This window comes from Rhodanobacter sp. Soil772 (genome assembly GCF_001428385.1).
In the GTDB taxonomy this organism is placed as follows: Bacteria; Pseudomonadota; Gammaproteobacteria; order Xanthomonadales; family Rhodanobacteraceae; genus Rhodanobacter.
Window position 1 is genome coordinate 222,338 of record NZ_LMSK01000002.1, and the last position, 17,620, is coordinate 239,957.

The following is a 17,620-nucleotide window of genomic DNA, read 5'->3' on the forward strand; positions in this document are numbered from 1 at the left end:
GGCGCAAAGACTAAAGTCCCGCAGCGTGTTCCGAGAGTTTCCGCTTCAACGGCGCGAGCCGATCGAGCAGACGCACGCCGACGCCACGCACGGCGACCAGCGCCGGTGACTGCCACGCGTAGACGCGCGCCAGCGCGTCGAAGCCCAGCGCGTCCAGCGTGTCGGCGCTGCGCCGGCGGCGCGCGTAACGGCGCAGCACATGCGCGGCTCCGATGTCGCGGCCGGCCGCACGTGCGTCGACCAGCGTGTCGCGCAGCTCGATCACGTCGCGCAGGCCCAGGTTGACGCCCTGCCCGGCCAGCGGATGCACCGCGTGCGCGGCGTCGCCCAGCAGCACGAAACGATCGGCCTGGTAGCGCTCGGCCAGCTGCAATTTCAACGGGAACGCCGCACGTGGCGTCGCGGCGACGATCCGGCCCAGCTGAAAATCGCTGGCCACGCCCAGCTCGTCCAGGAAGGCCTGCTCGTCCAGCGCCAGCACACGCCGCGCCTCGGCTTCGGGCAGCGACCACACGACCGAGCTGCGCCCGTCGGCCAGCGGCAGCAGCGCCAGCGGCCCGCCGGGCAGGAAACGCTGCCACGCAGTGTCTTCATGCGGACGTTCGGTGGCCACGTGTGCCACCACCGCGCGCTGTGCATAGTCGCGGCCGCGCGTACCGATGCCGGCCAACTGGCGCAGCGGCGAAGCGGCGCCATCCGCAGCCACCAGCAGGCCGGTAGCCAGGGTTTCGCCATCGGCCAGTTCGAGCTGGATGCGATCTTCGCGCGCCTCGAAGCCCTTCACTTCGGCCGGACACAAGCGGCGCACCCCGGCCACTTCGAGCGCCTGCCACAGCGTCCACTGCACCAGGTTGTTCTCGACGATGTAGCCGAGCCGGTCGCGGCCTTCGCTGGCCGCGTCGAAGTCGATCGCCGCACCGCTTTCGGCGTCCCATACGTGCATGTGCGAATACGGGCCGACGCGAGCGTCACGAATGGACGTCCAGACGCCCAACTCGTCGAGCAAGGCCAGCGACGACGGCGCCAGCCCGACCACGCGCAGGTCCACCTCGGCGTTCGCGTCCCATGCCGCCGGCGCGCGCGCCTCCAGCAAGGCGGTGCTGAAACCGGCCCGTGCCAACGCCAGCGCAGCGGCGGCGCCGACCATGCCGCCGCCGACCACGGCCACGTCCAGCGCGGGTGCGCGACGGCGGGAAGGCATGTCCTGCAGCGAAGCATTCATGGCAGGCGCTCCAGCACCGCCAGCGGCGGCTCGCCGCGAAAACCCATGCCGCGGCGCGCCAGCGCGCGCTGCAATAGCGGCAGCCGATCGCAAGCCAACAACGCCAGCGAGCGCAGCGGCGCCAGCAGCGGCTGCGGCAGGCAGGCCAGCCGTACCAGGCCGTGGCTCATCGTCATGGTGCCTTCGCGATCCAGCGCGCGCCGCGCGGCGTAGCGTTCCAGCAGACCAGCCGCGCCCGGATCGGGCGCGGCCGCCACCAGCTCGGCCAGGGTCAGCGCGTCGCGCAGGCCCAGGTTGAAACCCTGCGCGCCGATCGGATGCACGGTCTGCGCGGCATTGCCGACCAGCACCGCGCGCGGCGCGGTCAGCTGCGCGGCGGCGACCCGGTGAATCGCGTACGGATGACGCTTGCCCGGCCGACTGAGCCGACCCAGGCGCCAGCCGAAACGGCGCTGCGCCAGTTCGATGAAACCCGCATCGTCCAGCGCGGCTACGGCATCGGCCTCGTCGGCGGGCACCGTGAGCACCAAGCCGCAACGGCGCTCGGCCAGCGGCAGCAGCGCGACCGGACCGTCGTCGGCGAACCGCTCGTACGCGCGGTTCGCGTGATCGCGCTCCGGCGTGACCGTGCACACGAACAGGGTTTGCCGGTAGTCATGCCGTTCGGCATCGATGCCGAGTTGCGCACGCACAAACGAATGCGTGCCGTCGGCGCCGACCAGCAGCGGCGTGTCGATGCTGCGCGCGCCGTCGGCGCTGGCGACCTGCGCACGCCAGCCGCCGACCAGCGGCTGCAGGGCGGACAAGGTGGCCGGCGCCAACCGGGTCAGCCGGGTACATTCGTCCAGCCGACGCAGCAGCGCCGCGCCGAGTTCGCGCGCCGGCAGGGTCCAGCCCAATGCGTCGACGCCCTGCCTGTCGGCGTCGATGCGCGCGCTGCCGAACTCGCCGGCACGACTGACATGGATGTGCTTGATCGGCGTGGCGCGGGCGGCGGCATGCCGCCACACGCCGATCGCCTCGAGTCCGTTGACGGTGGCACGGGCCAGCGCCAGGTTGCGTTCGTCGTAGCTGGGCTGGGCGTCGGCGCGCGGTGCGGCGGTCTCGACCAGGGTGGCGGCGATGCCGGCGGCATCCAGCGCGATCGCCAGACTGGCGCCGACCAGGCCGCCACCGACGATCAGCACGCCAGACTCGCTCACGACGGGGGATTCGGGGGCATTCATGCGCCGATAATACGCGCTGGCGCTGTCGGCGTTGCGGCACGTTGGGCTAGACTAGCGGTCTGTCCAGACCCCACACGGAGCACCCCATGGCCAAGACGCAGACCCAACGCATCGGCATCTTCCTGATGCTGGCCCTGGTGATGGCGGCCACCCGCCTGCATCATTTCAGCGCGCTGCCCGACGCTTCGTGGGGCGTGTTCTTCCTGGCCGGCTTCTGGCTGCGCGGCTCCGCGCGCTGGGCGTTTCCGCTGCTGATCGCCGAGGCGGTGCTGGTCGACTTCTTCGTGATTACCGGCGCCGGCCTCAACTTCTGGACGCACTACTGCGTCTCGCCGGCGTACTGGACGATGCCGGCGTACCTCGGCGCGCTGTGGTTCGGCGGCAGCTGGCTGGCCCGTCACCAGTCCGGCCTGCGCCTACCCACGCTGGGCCTGGCCGCGGTGGCGCTGGTAGTCAGCGAGACGGTCTGCTACCTGATCTCCAACGGCAGCTTCTACTGGCTCAGCGCCAGCGTGCCGCTGCCGCGCAGCGCAGCCAGCTGGTTCGCCAACCTCGGCGACTGGTACCTGCCGTTCCTGGGTACCACCGCACTGTATGTAGGCATCGGCGCCGCGCTGCACGTGGGCGTGACGTTGCTGGCACGCACCCTGCGCAGCTCCAGCCAGCCCGGCCTGAGCCACTAAGCCGGCGCGATGGGCAACCGGCTCTCGAAGATCTACACGCGCACCGGCGACGACGGCAGCACCGGCCTCGGCGACGGTTCGCGGGTGGGCAAGGATTCGCTGCGGGTCAACGCCTACGGCACGGTGGACGAGCTCAACAGCACGATCGGCATGCTGCTGGCCGCCGACGGCGTCAGCGACGAGGTGCGCGAAGCGCTGACCCAGGTGCAGCACGACCTGTTCGACCTCGGCGGCGAGTTGTGCATCCCCGGCATGGCGATGGTCGAGGACAGCGACATCGACCGCCTGGAAACCATCCTCGACGCCCTCAACGAACCGCTGCCGCCATTGAAGGAATTCATCCTGCCCGGCGGCGGCATGGCCGCGGCCTGCGGCCATCTGGCGCGCACCGTGTGTCGTCGTGCCGAGCGCGAGGTGATCGCGCTGTCGCGAGTGGAGGGCATCCGCAACCAGCCGCAACGCTACTTGAACCGGCTGTCCGACCTGCTGTTCGTGATCTCGCGCGTGCTGGCCCGCGCCAGCGGCCACGGCGAAGTGCTGTGGCAGCACGAGCGCCGCCGCAAGCCTTCCACGAAGTAGGCCCGCCGCATGCTGCGGCTGTACACCCACCCCGCCTGCCTGCGACATGACCCCGGCCCGGGCCACGCCGAGCGACCGGCGCGGCTGCACGCGGTGCTGCAGGCGCTGGACCACGACCGCTATGCCGCTCTCGATCGCATCGAGGCGCCGCCGGCCACGCGCGAGCAGCTGTTGCGCGTGCACAGCGCCGCCCACGTCGAGGAGGTCCTGGTCGGTGCGCCGCCGGACGATATGCTCGCCCTGGACCAGGACACCGTGATGGGCCCCGGCTCGACCGAGGCAGCCCTGCGCGCGGCTGGCGCCGTGGTCGCCGCGGTCGATGCGGTGCTCGGCGGCACGACGCGGCGTGCGTTCTGCGCGGTGCGCCCGCCCGGCCACCACGCCACGCGCGACCGGGCGATGGGCTTCTGCCTGTTCAACAACATCGCGGTGGGCGCCGCCCACGCGCTGGTCGCGTACGGCCTGAAGCGGGTCGCGATCGCCGACTTCGACGTGCACCACGGCAACGGCACCCAAGCCATCTTCGAACGCGAGCCGCGCGTGCTGTTTGCCTCCAGCCACCAGTCGCCGTTGTACCCGGACAGCGGCCGCGAGGACGAACGCGGCGTGGGCAACATCGTCAACGGCACGTTGTCGCCCGGTGCCGGCTCGCATGAATTCCGCGAACTGTGGGACAACGTGTTGCTGCCGCGACTGCATGCGTTCAAGCCGCAGTTGGTGCTGATCTCGGCCGGCTTCGACGCCCATCGCAACGATCCGCTGGCCGACATCCGGCTGGGCCAGGAAGACTACGCGTGGATCACCGAACGCCTGGCGGCGCTGGCCGACGCGCACGCCAGCGGGCGGATGGTCTCCACTCTGGAAGGCGGCTACGACCTGGCCGCACTGGCCGCCAGCGTGAGTGCGCACGTCAGTGCTCTCATCGCGTAAAACCGTGCGCTGCACGCGACATTGCGCATCGAATTTCCCCGTTTAATGCTCGCCCATGCTGAATCCCGGCGTGCAGCGGGAAACGTTTATCTGCCGTCCGGGGGGTCTTTCTGCTAGCTTAACGAGCCTTCGAAGCCGGCAGATTCCCCGTGACGCCCAAGCTACCTCCACGCCGCCTGCTGGCGGTTGCTGCCGCCCTTGCCGTGTTCGGCGGCCAGGCCGACGCCAGCAACGCCCAGATCTCCCCCGCAAGTCCCGCGAACCCGACCGACCTGGCCTGTCCGCTGGGTTCGTTCCACTGTGCACCGCGCCCACTCAACTACGCGATGTGCCGGCCCAATGCCCTGCTGGAGTTCTACGACCCCAGCCTGAGCAAGGACACCAGCCTGCGCGAAACCAGCCCGACCCAGGTGCAGGCGCAGCACGTGGACAGCTCCAACCAGTCGGTCTACCACCTGTCCGGTGAGGTGAAGCTGCAACGTGCCGACCAGCAGCTGCAGGCCGAGCGCATCGACTACAACAACGAGAACACCGACTACGACGCCCGCGGCAACGTGCGCTACCAGGAAGCCGGCCAGCTGCTGGCTGCCTCGCACATGCGCGGCAACACCGACGCCAGCCGCGGCATCGCCGACGACGTGCGTTATCAGATGCTCGATGCGCGCGGCAACGGCGTGGCCAAACAGGGCCACATGCTGGACGCTCAGCACGCCCGTTATTCGATGGCCACGTATTCCACCTGCGACGTCGGTCACCACCTGTGGGAGTTCCGCGCCAAGTCGATCACCATCAACCAGGCCACCGGCGTCGGCGTGGCGCGCGGCGCCACCATGCGGCTCGGCAACGTGCCGTTCCTGTACTTGCCGTACTTCAGCTTCCCGGTCGACGACCGCCGCAAGAGCGGCTTCCTCTACCCGACCATCGGCCACACCGGCCGCTCGGGCTACGAGATCAGCACGCCGTACTACCTGAACCTGGCGCCGAACTACGACGCCACGCTGGACCCGCGCATCTACAGCGAGCGCGGCGCGATGCTGGCCGGCGAGTTCCGTTATCTGACGCCGGGCAGCCGCGGCCAGCTCAACGTGGAATACGTGCCGAACGACCACGGCGAGAGCGACGGCCTCACCGACACCCAGGGCGACTCGCGCTACCTGGTCAAGTTCTCCGATCGCACGCGGCTGTGGCAAGGCTGGCAGCTCGTGGGTTCGTACAACCACGCTTCGGACAGCAGCTACCTGTACGACTACGGCGATGCCTTGTCCCACGCCACGGTCTATACGCTGGGTTCCAATGCCGCGGTCGTGGGCGGCGGCAAGTGGTGGAACGCCTCCTTCGGCGGCACCATCTACCAGAACGTGAATCCGTTCGTCACCGACCGCGGCCTGCCGTACAAGCAGCTGCCCTACGCGAAGTTCGGCATGGACGTGCCGCTGTCGCGCTGGCTTGAATTCGGCATGGACACCTCGGCGGTGGCGTTCCGCAAGACCGGCTTCGTCGAAGGCCAGCGCGAGGATCTCTACCCCTACCTGGCCGCCGACTTCGGCACCTCCGCCTGGTTCGTGCGGCCGCGCCTCGCTTACCGCTACACCGCCTACCAGTTGGGCAGCGACTATCAGGATTACGGCTACCGCGGGTTGCTCGGCAGCGGCGCGACCACGCCGTTCGACCAGAAGTCGCCGAGCCGTTCGCTGCCGGTCGTCAGCCTCGACAGCGGGCTGGTGTTCGACCGCAGCACCACGCTGTTCGGCAGCAGCTACACGCAGACCCTGGAGCCGCGGCTGTTCTACCTGTACGTGCCGTACCGCAACCAGAACAACCTGCCGCTGTTCGATACCAACGTGATGTCGTTCGACTACTGGCAGCTGTTCTCGACCAACCAGTTCTCCGGTGCCGACCGGCAGATGGATGCGAACAATCTCACCGCGGCGCTCACCACCCGCCTGCTCGACGACAGCGGTGTCGAGCGGGTGTCGGCCAGCATCGGCCAGATCCACTATTTCAGCCCGCAGAAAGTGCTGGCCACCGACTGGGTGCGCTCGGCCTACGTGGCCCAGCTCGACGTGCAGCTCAGCGACCGCTGGCGCCTGAACAGCGCCTACCAGTGGAGCCCGAACACCCGCCTCACCGACATGGCGGCAGTGCAGTTGCAGCGGCGCCTGCGTACCGATGGCATCTTCAACTTCTCGTACCGCTACCGCCGCGGCCTGCTGGAACAATACAGCGCTTCCGTGGTCTACCCGGTGTCCGAACGCTGGCGGCTGGTGGGCTCATGGACTTATTCGGTGAAGGACCGCCAGAGCGTCGATGCGCTGGCGGGCGTGGAATACGACAGCTGCTGCGTGTCGCTGCGGCTGGTCGGGCGCAGTTACGTGAACCAGAGCTACTACGGCTTCGGACCGGCTCCCACGGGCAGCAACCTCGACCGGCGCGACAACGCCGTCCTGTTCGAGGTGGTTTTCAAGGGGCTGGGTTCCACCGGCGGCCAAATCGATCCACTGCTGCGCCGTGATATTCTCGGCTATCAATAAACGCACATTCGCCCCGGCGACCCAGGCTGTCCACTGATGAAGCAATCCCTTGCATCTCTCCTGCTCGCGCTCGCGATCATGCTCCCCGCCCACGCCCAGCTGCTGACGCCGGCCGCGCCGGCCGGCCAGCCGCTGGACCGCATCGTGGCCGTGGTCAACGACGACGTGATCCTGCAGAGCGAGCTGAACGACGCCGTGCTTTCGGTGCAGCAGCAGTACGCCGGTCACACCGAGCAACTGCCGCCGATGAACGTGCTGCAGCAGCAGGTGCTCAACCGGCTGGTGCTGATGCGGCTGCAGATCCAGAAGGCGCAGGACCAGGGCATTCACGTGTCCGATGCCGACGTCGACCAGGCGATCCAGGGCGTGGCCCAGCAGAACAAGCTCAGCCCCGAGCAGCTGCGTGCCGAGGTGGAGCGCAGCGGCGCCAGCTTCGCCTCGTTCCGCGAGCAGCTGTCCGACCAGATCACCGTGCAACGGCTGCACCAGAGCGTGGTGCAGGACTCGGTCTCGATCACCGACAGCGAGATCGACAACCTGCTCAGCAGCCCGACCTACAAGGCCGGTGAAGTGCACCTGGCGCATATCCAGATCAGCATCCCCGGCGGCGCCGACGCGGCGGCGATCCAGGCCAGCCAGGCCAAGTCCGAGCAGGCGCTGGCGGCGATCCACGGCGGTATGGATTTCAACGCCGCCGCGATCCGCTACTCCGACGCGCCCGACGCGCTGGAGGGCGGCGACCTCGGCTGGCGCCGGCTGGACGAGATCCCGCCCGCGTTCGCCGACACCATCGCCTCGATGAAGCCCGGCGACGTCAGCCCGGCGTTGCGCGGCCCGACCGGCTTCCACATCCTCAAGCTGGTCGACCAGCGCCAGAGCAGCCGCAAGATGGTCACCGAGCTGCACGCCCGGCAGATCCTGATCAAGCCGAGCGAACTGCTGACTCCGGCGCAGGCCGGGCAGAAGGCACAGGACCTGTACCACCGCATCGTCGACAAGCACGAGGACTTCGCCACCCTGGCGAAGGAAAACTCCAAGGACGACACCACCGCCAACCTCGGCGGCGACATGGGCTGGTTCCCGCAGCAGGCGTGGGGCCAGACCATCGCCACGCAACTGGGCCAGCTGAAGGACAACGAGGTATCGCAGCCGTTCCAGAGCGAAGCCGGCTGGCATATCCTGCAGCGGCTCGGCGAGCGCCAGAGCGACCAGACCACGCAGATCGAACGTGACCAGGCGCGCCAGGCCATCGGCACGCGCAAGTCCGAACAAGCCTACGACGACTACCTGCGCGACCTGCGCTCCAACGCCTACGTCGACATCCTGGTGCCCGAGCTGCGCGACGCGGACGACCAGGCTGCCGCCAGTTCGCCGTAAAGGCGGTTGGACGCCATGCCACTGCCCCGGCTCGCGCTCACTGCGGGCGAGCCGGCGGGCATCGGCCCCGAACTGCTGATCCGCCTGGCCGCCACGCCGCTGGCCGCGAGTCTGGTGGCGATCACCGACCGCGCCGTGCTGCAGCGCGCGGCCTCACGCTGCGGCCTGGCCATCGAGCTGGTCGATGACGATGGCAGCACACAAGCTACGCGCCGTCCCGGCACGCTGCGCGTGCGCCACACCCCGCTGGCCATCGACGAAGTACCCGGCCAGCCCGACCCGCGCAACGCCCGGCACGTGCTGGACACGCTGGCCGAGGCCGCCGACGGCTGCATGGCCGGGCGTTACGACGCGGTGGTCACCGCGCCGCTGCAGAAATCCTCGATCAACGACGCCGGCATCCGTTTCAGCGGGCACACCGAATTCTTCGCCGAACGCGCGCACGCCGACGTGGTGATGATGCTGGCCAGCCCGGAACTGCGGGTGGCGCTGGCCACCACCCACCTGCCGCTGGCGGCGGTATCGGCGGCGATCACGCCGGCTGCGCTGACCCGCACGCTGCGCATCGTGCATGCCGAGCTGCAGCGCAAGTTCGGCATCGCCGAGCCGCGCATCGCGGTGCTCGGCCTCAACCCGCATGCCGGCGAAGGCGGTCACCTCGGCCACGAGGAAATCGACACGCTGATCCCGGTATTGAACGCGTTGCGCGGCGAAGGCATGCACCTGCTCGGCCCGCTGCCCGCCGACACCGCGTTCGTGCCGGCGCAGCGCGCGCGCTACGATGCGGTGCTGGCGATGTACCACGACCAGGCGCTGCCGGTGCTGAAGAGCGAGGCGTTCGACCGTACCGTGAACCTCACCCTCGGCCTGCCGTTCATCCGTACCTCGGTCGACCACGGCACCGCACTGGATCTCGCCGGTACCGGCACCGCCGACCCGGCCAGCCTGATCGCCGCGGCGAACATGGCGCTCACGCTGGTCCGGCGCAGAAACGAGCAGAGTGGAGAGAGAAATGAGTAAAAGCGAAGACCGCCAACTCGTTTCTCACTTCTGCCCACTGACTCCTGCCCCATGAACGCGCGCCCCAAGAAAAGCTTCGGCCAGCACTTCCTGCACGACCGGCGTTACATCGACCGCATCGTCAGCGCGGTGGCGCCGCGGGCGGAGGATTTCGTGGTCGAGATCGGCCCCGGCGAAGGCGCGCTGACCCTGCCGCTGCTGGCCGCGGCCGGCAAGCTCACCGCGATCGAGCTGGACACCGACCTGATCCCCGCCCTGCAGGCGCGTGCCGCCACCGCGGGCGAGCTGCACATCATCCACGCCGACGTGCTGAGGGTGGACTTCAGCGCGCTGGCGCACAGCCACGGCGTGCCGCGGCTGCGCATCGCCGGCAACCTGCCGTACTACATCTCCAGCCCGATCCTGTTCCATTGCCTCGATCACGCCGCGGCGATCCAGGACATGCACTTCATGCTGCAGAAGGAAGTGGTCGAGCGCATGGCCGCCGAGCCGGGCAGCAAGGTGTACGGCCGGCTGTCGGTGATGCTGCAGCTGGCGTGCCGGGTCGAGCCGCTGTTCGACGTGCCGCCGGAAGCATTCCGCCCGTCACCGAAGGTGGAATCCGCGGTGGTGCGATTGTTGCCGCTGCCGGCCGTCGAGCTGCACGATGCGCAGCCCGGGCACGTCTACGCCGTGGTCAAGGCCGCGTTCGGGCAGCGGCGCAAGACGCTGGCCAATGCGCTGAGGCAATTGCTCGACGCCGACGCGATCCGCCGCGCCGACGTCGATCCGAAAGCGCGCGCCGAAACCCTTGCCCCAGCCGACTTCGTGCGCCTGGCCAAGGTCTACGGCGCTCTCTGACGAAGAAGCGGCGCCCGATCGTGGCCGCTTTGCCCCATTCGTGGCGACAGGCCTTACAATCCGGCCATGACTGAAAAATCTTCCTACACGATCGACGTGCAGGTCGAAACCCGCTTCGTCCCCGACCAATCGAAGCCCGGTGACAATCGCTACGTTTTCGCCTACACCATAACCCTGCGCAACGCCGGCAAGATGCCCGCACGCCTGCTCACCCGCCGCTGGATGATCACCGACGCCAACGGCAAGGTGGAGGAAGTAACCGGCGAAGGCGTGGTCGGCGAGCAGCCGTGGATGCGGCCCGGCGACGATTTCGAATACACCTCCGGCGCGGTGCTGGAAACCCCGGTCGGCACCATGGGCGGCAGCTACCAGATGCTGGCCGACGACGGTACGGAGTTCGACGCCCCCATCCCGACCTTCACCCTGTCCATTCCGCGTACGCTGCACTGATGGCCCTGCGCTGACATGGCTACGTACGCGATCGGCGACGTGCAGGGCTGCTATCCCGAATTGCAACGCCTGCTCGACAAGCTGCGCTTCGACCCGGCGCAGGACCAGTTGTGGTTCTGCGGCGACCTGGTCAACCGCGGCGGCCAGTCGCTGGACACGCTGCGGCTGATCCACGGCCTGCGCGAGTCCAGCGTGGTCACCCTGGGCAACCACGACCTCAGCCTGCTGGCGATCGCCCAGCGCCGGCCCGATGCGCAGGCGCGGGTGAATCCCGAACTGCGCGAAGTGCTGTTCGCCGACGACGCGCCGGTGCTGTTCGAATGGCTGCGCTCGCAGAAACTGCTGCACCACGACGAGCAGCTCAACTGGACGATGGTGCACGCCGGCCTCGCGCCGATGTGGACGCTGCGGCAGGCCCAGAGATCCGCCGAGGACGTCGAGCGCGAGCTGTCCAGTCCGCGTCATCCGCGCCTGCTGCGCAACCTGTTCGGCAACCGGCCGGCGGTATGGTCCAGCCGGCTGCAAGGGCTGGACCGCCAGCGCGCCACCATCAACACGATGACCCGGATGCGCTACTGCGACGTCAACGGCCGCATCGACTTCGAGGCGAAGGGCGTCCCCGGCACTCAGAAGGCGGGGCTGTACCCGTGGTTCGAAGTGCCCGGCATGCGCCGGCGCGATACCCGCATCGTCTGCGGCCACTGGTCGGCGCTGGGCCGCTTCGCCGGACTCGGCGTGCACGCGATCGACACCGGCTGCGTCTGGGGCGGGCAACTCACCGCACTGCGGCTGGACGGCGAGGAGCCGCAGTACATCGCGGTCAACGCCGAACCGCATCGCAAGCGGCCGCCCGGCGCCGAGGACTGATTCACCGCGTATCGAATTCGCATTCATGAAAAACCCCGCCGCAGCGGGGTTTTTCATGACGGCCGGAATGGCTCAGGCAAGCTGGCCGTGGCAGTGCTTGTACTTCTTGCCCGAACCGCACGGACACGGATCGTTGCGGCCGACCTTGGGGCCGTCATGCTGCGCCGGCTGCTGCGCCAGGCGCATGCCGGCACCGACCGGCGCCTCCGCCTCGCCGCCACCGAACGCGCCGGCCGGCGGAGCGCCGCCACCGCTCGCCTGCATCTGCTTCTGCAGACGCTCGGCCAGGCGCCGTTGCTCGGCCTCCATGGCGGCCACTTCCTCCTCGCTGCGAATGCGGATCCGCGCCAGCATCTGGGTCACTTCGGCCTTGATCCGTTCGAGCATCTCGGAGAACAGCTTGAACGACTCGCGCTTGAACGCCTGCTTCGGATCCTGCTGCGCATAACCGACCAGATAGATGCCCTGGCGCAGGTAGTCCATGCTGGCCAGGTGATCCTTCCAGGCGTTGTCGACCACGGTGAGCATGACGTGCTTTTCCAGCTGGCGCATGGTGTCGCCGCCGATCTGCGCCTCCTTCGCCTCGAACAGCCCGTTCACCGCGCCGCGCACGTGTTCGAGGATCATCCTGGCATCGACCTCCTGCTGCTGCTCGATCCAGTTCTTGAGGTCGAGCGACAGGCCGAGCTCGCTTTCCAGTTCGCGATCGAGGCCGGCCAGATCCCACTGGTCGTCGATGCTGTCGTCCGGCACATACGCGCGCACCATCGTCTGCACCACATCCTCGCGGATGTCGGCGACGGTGGCCGACACCTCGTCGCCCTCGAGCAGTTCATCACGCTGGCCATAGATCACCTTGCGCTGGTCATTGGCGACATCGTCGAACTCCAGCAGGTGCTTGCGGATGTCGAAGTTGTGCTGCTCGACCTTGCGCTGCGCCTTCTCGATCTGCCGGCTGATCATGCGATCTTCCAGCGCGTCGTCGTCCTTCATGCCGAAGCGCTTCATCCAGCGCACCAAGCCTTCGCCGCCGAATATGCGCAGCAGGTTGTCTTCCAGCGACAGGTAGAAGCGCGAGGAACCCGGGTCGCCCTGGCGGCCGGAACGGCCGCGCAGCTGGTTGTCGATGCGGCGCGACTCGTGCCGCTCGGTGCCGATGATGTGCAGGCCGCCGGCCGCGACCACCCGTTCGTGCAATACCGTCCACTCGCTCTTGACGCGCTGACGATCCAGCTCGCTGGCGTCCGCCGGCAATTCGGCCAGGGCCGCTTCCAGGCTGCCGCCCAGCACGATGTCGGTACCGCGGCCAGCCATGTTGGTGGCGATGGTGACCTGGCCGGGCGCGCCGGCCTGGGCCACGATGTGCGCCTCGCGCTCGTGCTGCTTGGCGTTGAGCACCTCATGCACCACGCCGGCCTTGGTCAACAGGCCGGACAGCAGTTCGGACACCTCGATCGAGGTGGTGCCGACCAGCACCGGCTGACCACGCTTGTGGCAGTCCCGGATGTCCTCGATCACCGAACGGTATTTCGGATCCTGCGCGAGGAAGATCATGTCCGGGTTGTCCTTGCGGATCATCGGCTTGTGGGTGGGAATCACCACCACCTCCAGGCCGTAGATGCTCTGGAACTCGAACGCCTCGGTGTCGGCCGTGCCGGTCATGCCGGCCAGCTTCTTGTACATGCGGAACAGGTTCTGGAACGTCACCGTCGCCAGCGTCTGGTTCTCGCGCTGGATCGGCACGCCCTCCTTCGCCTCGACCGCCTGATGCAGGCCGTCCGACCAGCGCCGGCCGGCCAGGGTGCGGCCAGTGAATTCGTCGACGATGATCACTTCGCCGTCGCGCACGATGTAATCCACGTCGCGCTGGTAGATGCCGTTGGCGCGCAGCGCGGCATTGAGGTGATGCACCACCGCCAGGTTCTTGGAGTCGTACAGGCCGCTGTCCTGATCGATCACGCCAGTCGCGCGCAGCAGCTCGTCAGCATGCTGCATGCCCGCCTCGGACAGGTGCACCTGTTTCTGCTTCTCGTCGACCCAATAATCGCCTTCGCCGTCTTCCTCGGTCTGGCGGACCATCTGCGGCACGATCTTGTTCACCGCGAGGTACAGCTGCGGGGAATCCTCGGCCGGGCCGGAAATGATCAGCGGGGTGCGCGCCTCGTCGATCAGGATCGAGTCGACTTCGTCGACGATCGCGTAGTTCAGGCCGCGCTGGTAGCGCTGTTCCTTGCTCAACGCCATGTTGTCGCGCAGGTAGTCGAAACCGAATTCGTTGTTGGTGCCGTAGGTGATGTCGGCAGCGTAGGCCGCGTTCTTGTCGGCGTGATCCATGCCCGGATACACCACGCCCACGTTGAGGCCGAGGAAGCTGTACAGCTTGCCCATCTGCGCGGAGTCGCGCCGAGCCAGGTAGTCGTTGACGGTGACCACGTGCACACCCTTGCCGGCGAGTGCGTTGAGATAGACCGGCAGCGTGCCGACCAGGGTCTTGCCTTCGCCGGTGCGCATCTCGGCGATCTTGCCCTGATGCAGCACCATGCCGCCGATCATCTGCACGTCGTAATGGCGCATGCCCAGGGTGCGTTTGGCTGCCTCGCGGACCACCGCAAACGCCTCCGGCAGCAGCTTGTCCAGCGAATCGCCGCCGGCAATGCGCTGCTTGAACTCGTCGGTCTTGCCACGCAGGGCGTCATCGCTCAGTTTTTCGAATTCGGGCTCCAGCGCATTGATGCGGTTAACGCTCTTGGAAAGCTGGCGCAATACGCGCTCGTTGCGGCTACCAAACAGGCTCGTCAGGGCACGATTGAACATCGATCTTCCGGGTTGGGAGTGAAATGCCCGCTGCAGGCGCGGGCCAATCGGGCATGTTACTACATGCCAACAGGGCATCGCCCGTGAAGGCCTGCCCTGCCGGGATACGACCGCTCAAGCCTTGCCGATCCCGCCGTCCTGAATGGCGCCGGCCGCGGCGGGATTCAAGGGACTCCGGGCCGCCGGGGCCCGGGTCAGCGGTGGTTGCGCACGAACGCCAGCGGATTGACCACGCGGCCGTCGTACCAGACCTCGAAATGCACGTGCGACCCGGTGGAGCGGCCAGTGGAGCCAGCCCGGGCGATCACGTCGCCGACCTGCACATGCTGGCCCGGATGCGCCACCAACGCACTGTTGTGCGCATAGCGGGTCATGTAGCCGTTGCCGTGGTCGATCTCGATCACGTTGCCATAGCCGCTGCGCACCCCGGCAAAGGTCACCATGCCTTCGGCCACGGTATGCACCGGCGTGCCGAGCGGGGTCGAGATATCGATGCCGGTATGCCGCGCCGAGTGGCCATCGAACGGGTCCGCACGCACGCCGAAATAGGAGGAGATGTAGCCCGGCACCGGCATCCCGGTCGGCTTCAGGTTCGACTCGATCTTGGCGTCCAGCAACAGGCTCTGCAGCGCCGACAACTGCGCCTGCTGCCGGTCGAACTGGCTGGCCAACTGGTTGATGCTGTTGTCCAGCACAGGCGGCAGCGCATAGGCGCTGCTGCCGGCGTCCTCAATGCCGCCCACCGCCGGCTGCTGGTCGAAATCGAATTCGCCGTCGTCGAGCTTGCCGACCTCGGCCAGCCGTTCGCCCAGGGCGTTCAGACGGGTCGACTGGGCCTGCAACTGGCCCAGTTTCACGGCCAGCGCATCGAGGCCACGCTGGGCATCCTGGCGCACGCCGCCCAGTTGGGTGTTCTGTTGCTGGATCTGCTGCTGCAGGTCACGGATCTCGGCCAGCGCCCGGTCGCGCGGACTGGCCACCAGCACGGCCAGTGCCACGCCGACCCCCATGCAACCGAGTACCGCCAGCGAGGCCGCCGAAAACAGTTTCCAACGCAGGCGGCGGTCCGCCAGGTCAAGAGTTTTCGGCAATTTCCTGGCACGTGATACGAGTATGATTTGCATGTCTTTCCAAGATCGAATTCCGGCACCATGCAGCGCGCCAACCCGGCCACTTCCCGCCGCACCGGCAACGGACCGAAGTCCCTCGTCGACTGCGGCTCCTTCGCGACACTGGCCCGAAAGGCCGGTGCGCTGGAAGCGCTGGACCGCGCACTGCGCCAGACGTTGCCATCGCCGTTGCGCGAGCAGGTGAGATTCGCCAACCTGCGCAACGACCGCCTCGTCTTCCTGGCGTCTTCACCGGGCTGGGCATCGCGTCTGCGCTTGATGCAGACGCAAATCCTTGCCGCCGCACATGCCATCGGCACCTGCGCCAGTTCAGTCACCGTGAAAGTGGTCCCCCCACCGGTGGTCGCCATGGCGCCGGACCGGTCGAAACCGCTTTCGCCTGCCGCCGCCGCCCACCTCAGGGCCGCCGCCGCGTCATTCACAGACCCCGAATTGCGGGCACTGTTCCTTGAGCTGGCGTCCTTCGCCGAAACCGCTGATTCCCCCGTGCCCGGTACGGACTGACTTGCGCCACTCCGTTTACCGGAGATGGGTTTATAGCATGCAGTTTGTTAAGGAATAACCCCCGATGTCATGGAGACGTGAAGCGCAACGCGGGGGAAATGTGATGCTCACCACAAAAAACGGCCATGTCTCGCGACACGGCCGTTTTCGTTGAAGGGCTGGTAAAGGGACGGACTTCGGCTCAGATCGCCTGTGCCGGATGGGCGTAGGAGATCGGCGAGGTGGCCGGGTCGTCCTGGTAGCTGACCTCTTCCCACGCCGAGGCATCGGCCATCAGCGTGCGCAGCAGCTTGTTGTTCAACTCATGGCCGGATTTGTGCGCGTGGTACGCGCCGATCAGGCTGTGGCCGAGCAGGTACAGATCGCCGATCGCGTCGAGGATCTTGTGCTTGACGAACTCGTCCTCGTAACGCAGGCCGTCCTCGTTCAGCACGCGGTAGTCGTCCAGCACCACCGCATTGTCCATCGAGCCGCCCAGCGCCAGGTTGTGCTCGCGCAGCATCTCGATGTCGCGCATGAAGCCGAACGTGCGTGCGCGGCTCACTTCCTTGACGAAGGACGTGGTGGAGAAGTCGATCTCGGCACGCGAGGTGCGCTGGCTGATGATCGGGTGGTTGAAGTCGATCGAGAAGCCGACCTTGAAGCCCTCGAACGGCTCGAAGCTGGCCCACTTGTCGCCTTCCTGCACCTTCACCGGCTTCTTGATGCGGATGAAGCGCTTGGCCACGTTCTGCTCTTCGATGCCGGCAGACTGCAGCAGGAAGACGAACGGACCGGCGCTGCCGTCCATGATCGGCACTTCCGGCGCGGAGAGGTCGACATAGGCGTTGTCGATGCCCAGGCCCGCCATCGCCGAGAGCAGATGCTCGACCGTGGAGACGCGGGCGTCGCCGTTGACCAGCGTGGTCGACAGCCGGGTATCGCCGACATTGTCCTGGCGAGCGCGGATATCCACCGGCGGATCGAGATCCGTACGGCGGAATACGATGCCGGTATTCGGCGCCGCGGGACGCAAGGTCATGTACACCTTGTCACCCGTATGCAGGCCGACGCCGGTCGCCCGGATGACATTCTTAAGCGTACGCTGCTTGATCATTGTAGTTGGTACCTGTGTAGGCAGCAGCCAATCAGGAGCGGATGCTAACACAGTTTTAACCTGTGATAAAAGCAAACCGTACCGTACAGTCTGATTAAGCCTTCATGTTTCTTTCATCCTTGGAGGCGATCGGCGTCCGTTGCGGTTTTCTTTGTGAAACCAGGGATTCGACACGACGCCCCGCGCCTGGGACGGGAATCCGGCACGGGGCATCGGGCCGGCCGCCACGGCAAATCCGCGACGGCTGGCCGTGCGTCGTCCCGACGCACAGTCTTGTGCTGCACCTCTGCGAACGGCCTGCCCGAGCGCGACCGGCCTTCATCACTTCCCATCCACCCGTGCGATACGGCT

15 protein-coding genes are annotated in these 17,620 nt (G+C 67.4%); 10 read left to right on the forward strand and 5 right to left on the reverse strand.

The window, feature by feature from the left end; translation table 11 throughout:
• Positions 1-10 precede the first annotated feature (10 nt).
• Both ASG75_RS07760 and ubiH read right to left on the reverse strand, forming a co-directional pair.
• The gene (locus ASG75_RS07760; RefSeq protein WP_056387505.1) at positions 11-1,222 is read right to left on the reverse strand and encodes a UbiH/UbiF/VisC/COQ6 family ubiquinone biosynthesis hydroxylase; all 1,212 of its coding nucleotides are present in this window, start codon (positions 1,220-1,222) and stop codon (positions 11-13) included.
• Positions 1,219-2,448: a 2-octaprenyl-6-methoxyphenyl hydroxylase gene (gene ubiH, locus ASG75_RS07765; RefSeq protein WP_056387507.1), complete on the reverse strand. Its 1,230-nt coding sequence runs from the start codon at positions 2,446-2,448 to the stop codon at positions 1,219-1,221. Before ubiH ends, ASG75_RS07760 begins: the two co-directional genes overlap by 4 nt.
• Positions 2,449-2,534: 86 nt before the next feature.
• Here ubiH and ASG75_RS07770 point away from each other — a divergent pair, with 86 nt between their 5' ends.
• The 9 genes from ASG75_RS07770 to ASG75_RS07810 all read left to right on the forward strand — a co-directional run bounded on the left by ASG75_RS07770 (position 2,535) and on the right by ASG75_RS07810 (position 11,725).
• On the forward strand, positions 2,535-3,131 hold the full coding sequence (locus ASG75_RS07770) for a hypothetical protein (RefSeq protein WP_056387512.1): 597 nt from the start codon (positions 2,535-2,537) through the stop codon (positions 3,129-3,131).
• Between the two features lie 9 nt (positions 3,132-3,140).
• On the forward strand, positions 3,141-3,710 hold the full coding sequence (locus ASG75_RS07775) for a cob(I)yrinic acid a,c-diamide adenosyltransferase (protein ID WP_056387515.1): 570 nt from the start codon (positions 3,141-3,143) through the stop codon (positions 3,708-3,710).
• Positions 3,711-3,719: 9 nt separating this feature from the next.
• Positions 3,720-4,640: a histone deacetylase family protein gene (locus ASG75_RS07780; RefSeq protein WP_056387518.1), complete on the forward strand. Its 921-nt coding sequence runs from the start codon at positions 3,720-3,722 to the stop codon at positions 4,638-4,640.
• 149 nt (positions 4,641-4,789) lie between these two features.
• Positions 4,790-7,171, forward strand: a complete 2,382-nt coding sequence (gene lptD, locus ASG75_RS07785; RefSeq protein WP_056387520.1) for an LPS assembly protein LptD — start codon at positions 4,790-4,792, stop codon at positions 7,169-7,171.
• A gap of 36 nt (positions 7,172-7,207) precedes the next feature.
• Positions 7,208-8,548, forward strand: coding sequence for a peptidylprolyl isomerase (locus ASG75_RS07790; protein WP_056387523.1), 1,341 nt, complete (start codon positions 7,208-7,210; stop codon positions 8,546-8,548).
• A gap of 15 nt (positions 8,549-8,563) precedes the next feature.
• Positions 8,564-9,568 carry a 4-hydroxythreonine-4-phosphate dehydrogenase PdxA gene (gene pdxA / locus ASG75_RS07795; RefSeq protein WP_056387527.1) on the forward strand — a complete coding sequence of 335 codons (1,005 nt, stop codon included), beginning with the start codon at positions 8,564-8,566 and terminating at the stop codon, positions 9,566-9,568.
• A 51-nt stretch (positions 9,569-9,619) separates the two neighbouring features.
• The gene (gene rsmA / locus ASG75_RS07800) at positions 9,620-10,408 is read left to right on the forward strand and encodes a 16S rRNA (adenine(1518)-N(6)/adenine(1519)-N(6))-dimethyltransferase RsmA (protein WP_056387530.1); all 789 of its coding nucleotides are present in this window, start codon (positions 9,620-9,622) and stop codon (positions 10,406-10,408) included.
• Between the two features lie 66 nt (positions 10,409-10,474).
• A complete protein-coding gene (gene apaG / locus ASG75_RS07805) occupies positions 10,475-10,858 on the forward strand; it encodes a Co2+/Mg2+ efflux protein ApaG (RefSeq protein WP_056387533.1) in 384 nt (127 codons plus the stop codon).
• 15 nt (positions 10,859-10,873) lie between these two features.
• On the forward strand, positions 10,874-11,725 hold the full coding sequence (locus ASG75_RS07810; RefSeq protein ID WP_056387537.1) for a symmetrical bis(5'-nucleosyl)-tetraphosphatase: 852 nt from the start codon (positions 10,874-10,876) through the stop codon (positions 11,723-11,725).
• Between the two features lie 72 nt (positions 11,726-11,797).
• Here the strand turns inward: ASG75_RS07810 and secA are convergent, their stop codons facing one another.
• A complete protein-coding gene (gene secA, locus ASG75_RS07815; protein WP_056387542.1) occupies positions 11,798-14,539 on the reverse strand; it encodes a preprotein translocase subunit SecA in 2,742 nt (913 codons plus the stop codon).
• A gap of 194 nt (positions 14,540-14,733) precedes the next feature.
• A complete protein-coding gene (locus ASG75_RS07820) occupies positions 14,734-15,663 on the reverse strand; it encodes a M23 family metallopeptidase (RefSeq protein WP_056387545.1) in 930 nt (309 codons plus the stop codon).
• Between the two features lie 27 nt (positions 15,664-15,690).
• Here ASG75_RS07820 and ASG75_RS07825 point away from each other — a divergent pair, with 27 nt between their 5' ends.
• Positions 15,691-16,173, forward strand: coding sequence for a DUF721 domain-containing protein (locus ASG75_RS07825; RefSeq protein WP_056387549.1), 483 nt, complete (start codon positions 15,691-15,693; stop codon positions 16,171-16,173).
• Positions 16,174-16,354: 181 nt separating this feature from the next.
• Here ASG75_RS07825 and lpxC read toward each other — a convergent pair whose 3' ends face one another.
• The gene (gene lpxC / locus ASG75_RS07830) at positions 16,355-17,269 is read right to left on the reverse strand and encodes a UDP-3-O-acyl-N-acetylglucosamine deacetylase (protein WP_056387551.1); all 915 of its coding nucleotides are present in this window, start codon (positions 17,267-17,269) and stop codon (positions 16,355-16,357) included.
• Positions 17,270-17,620: the final 351 nt, after the last annotated feature.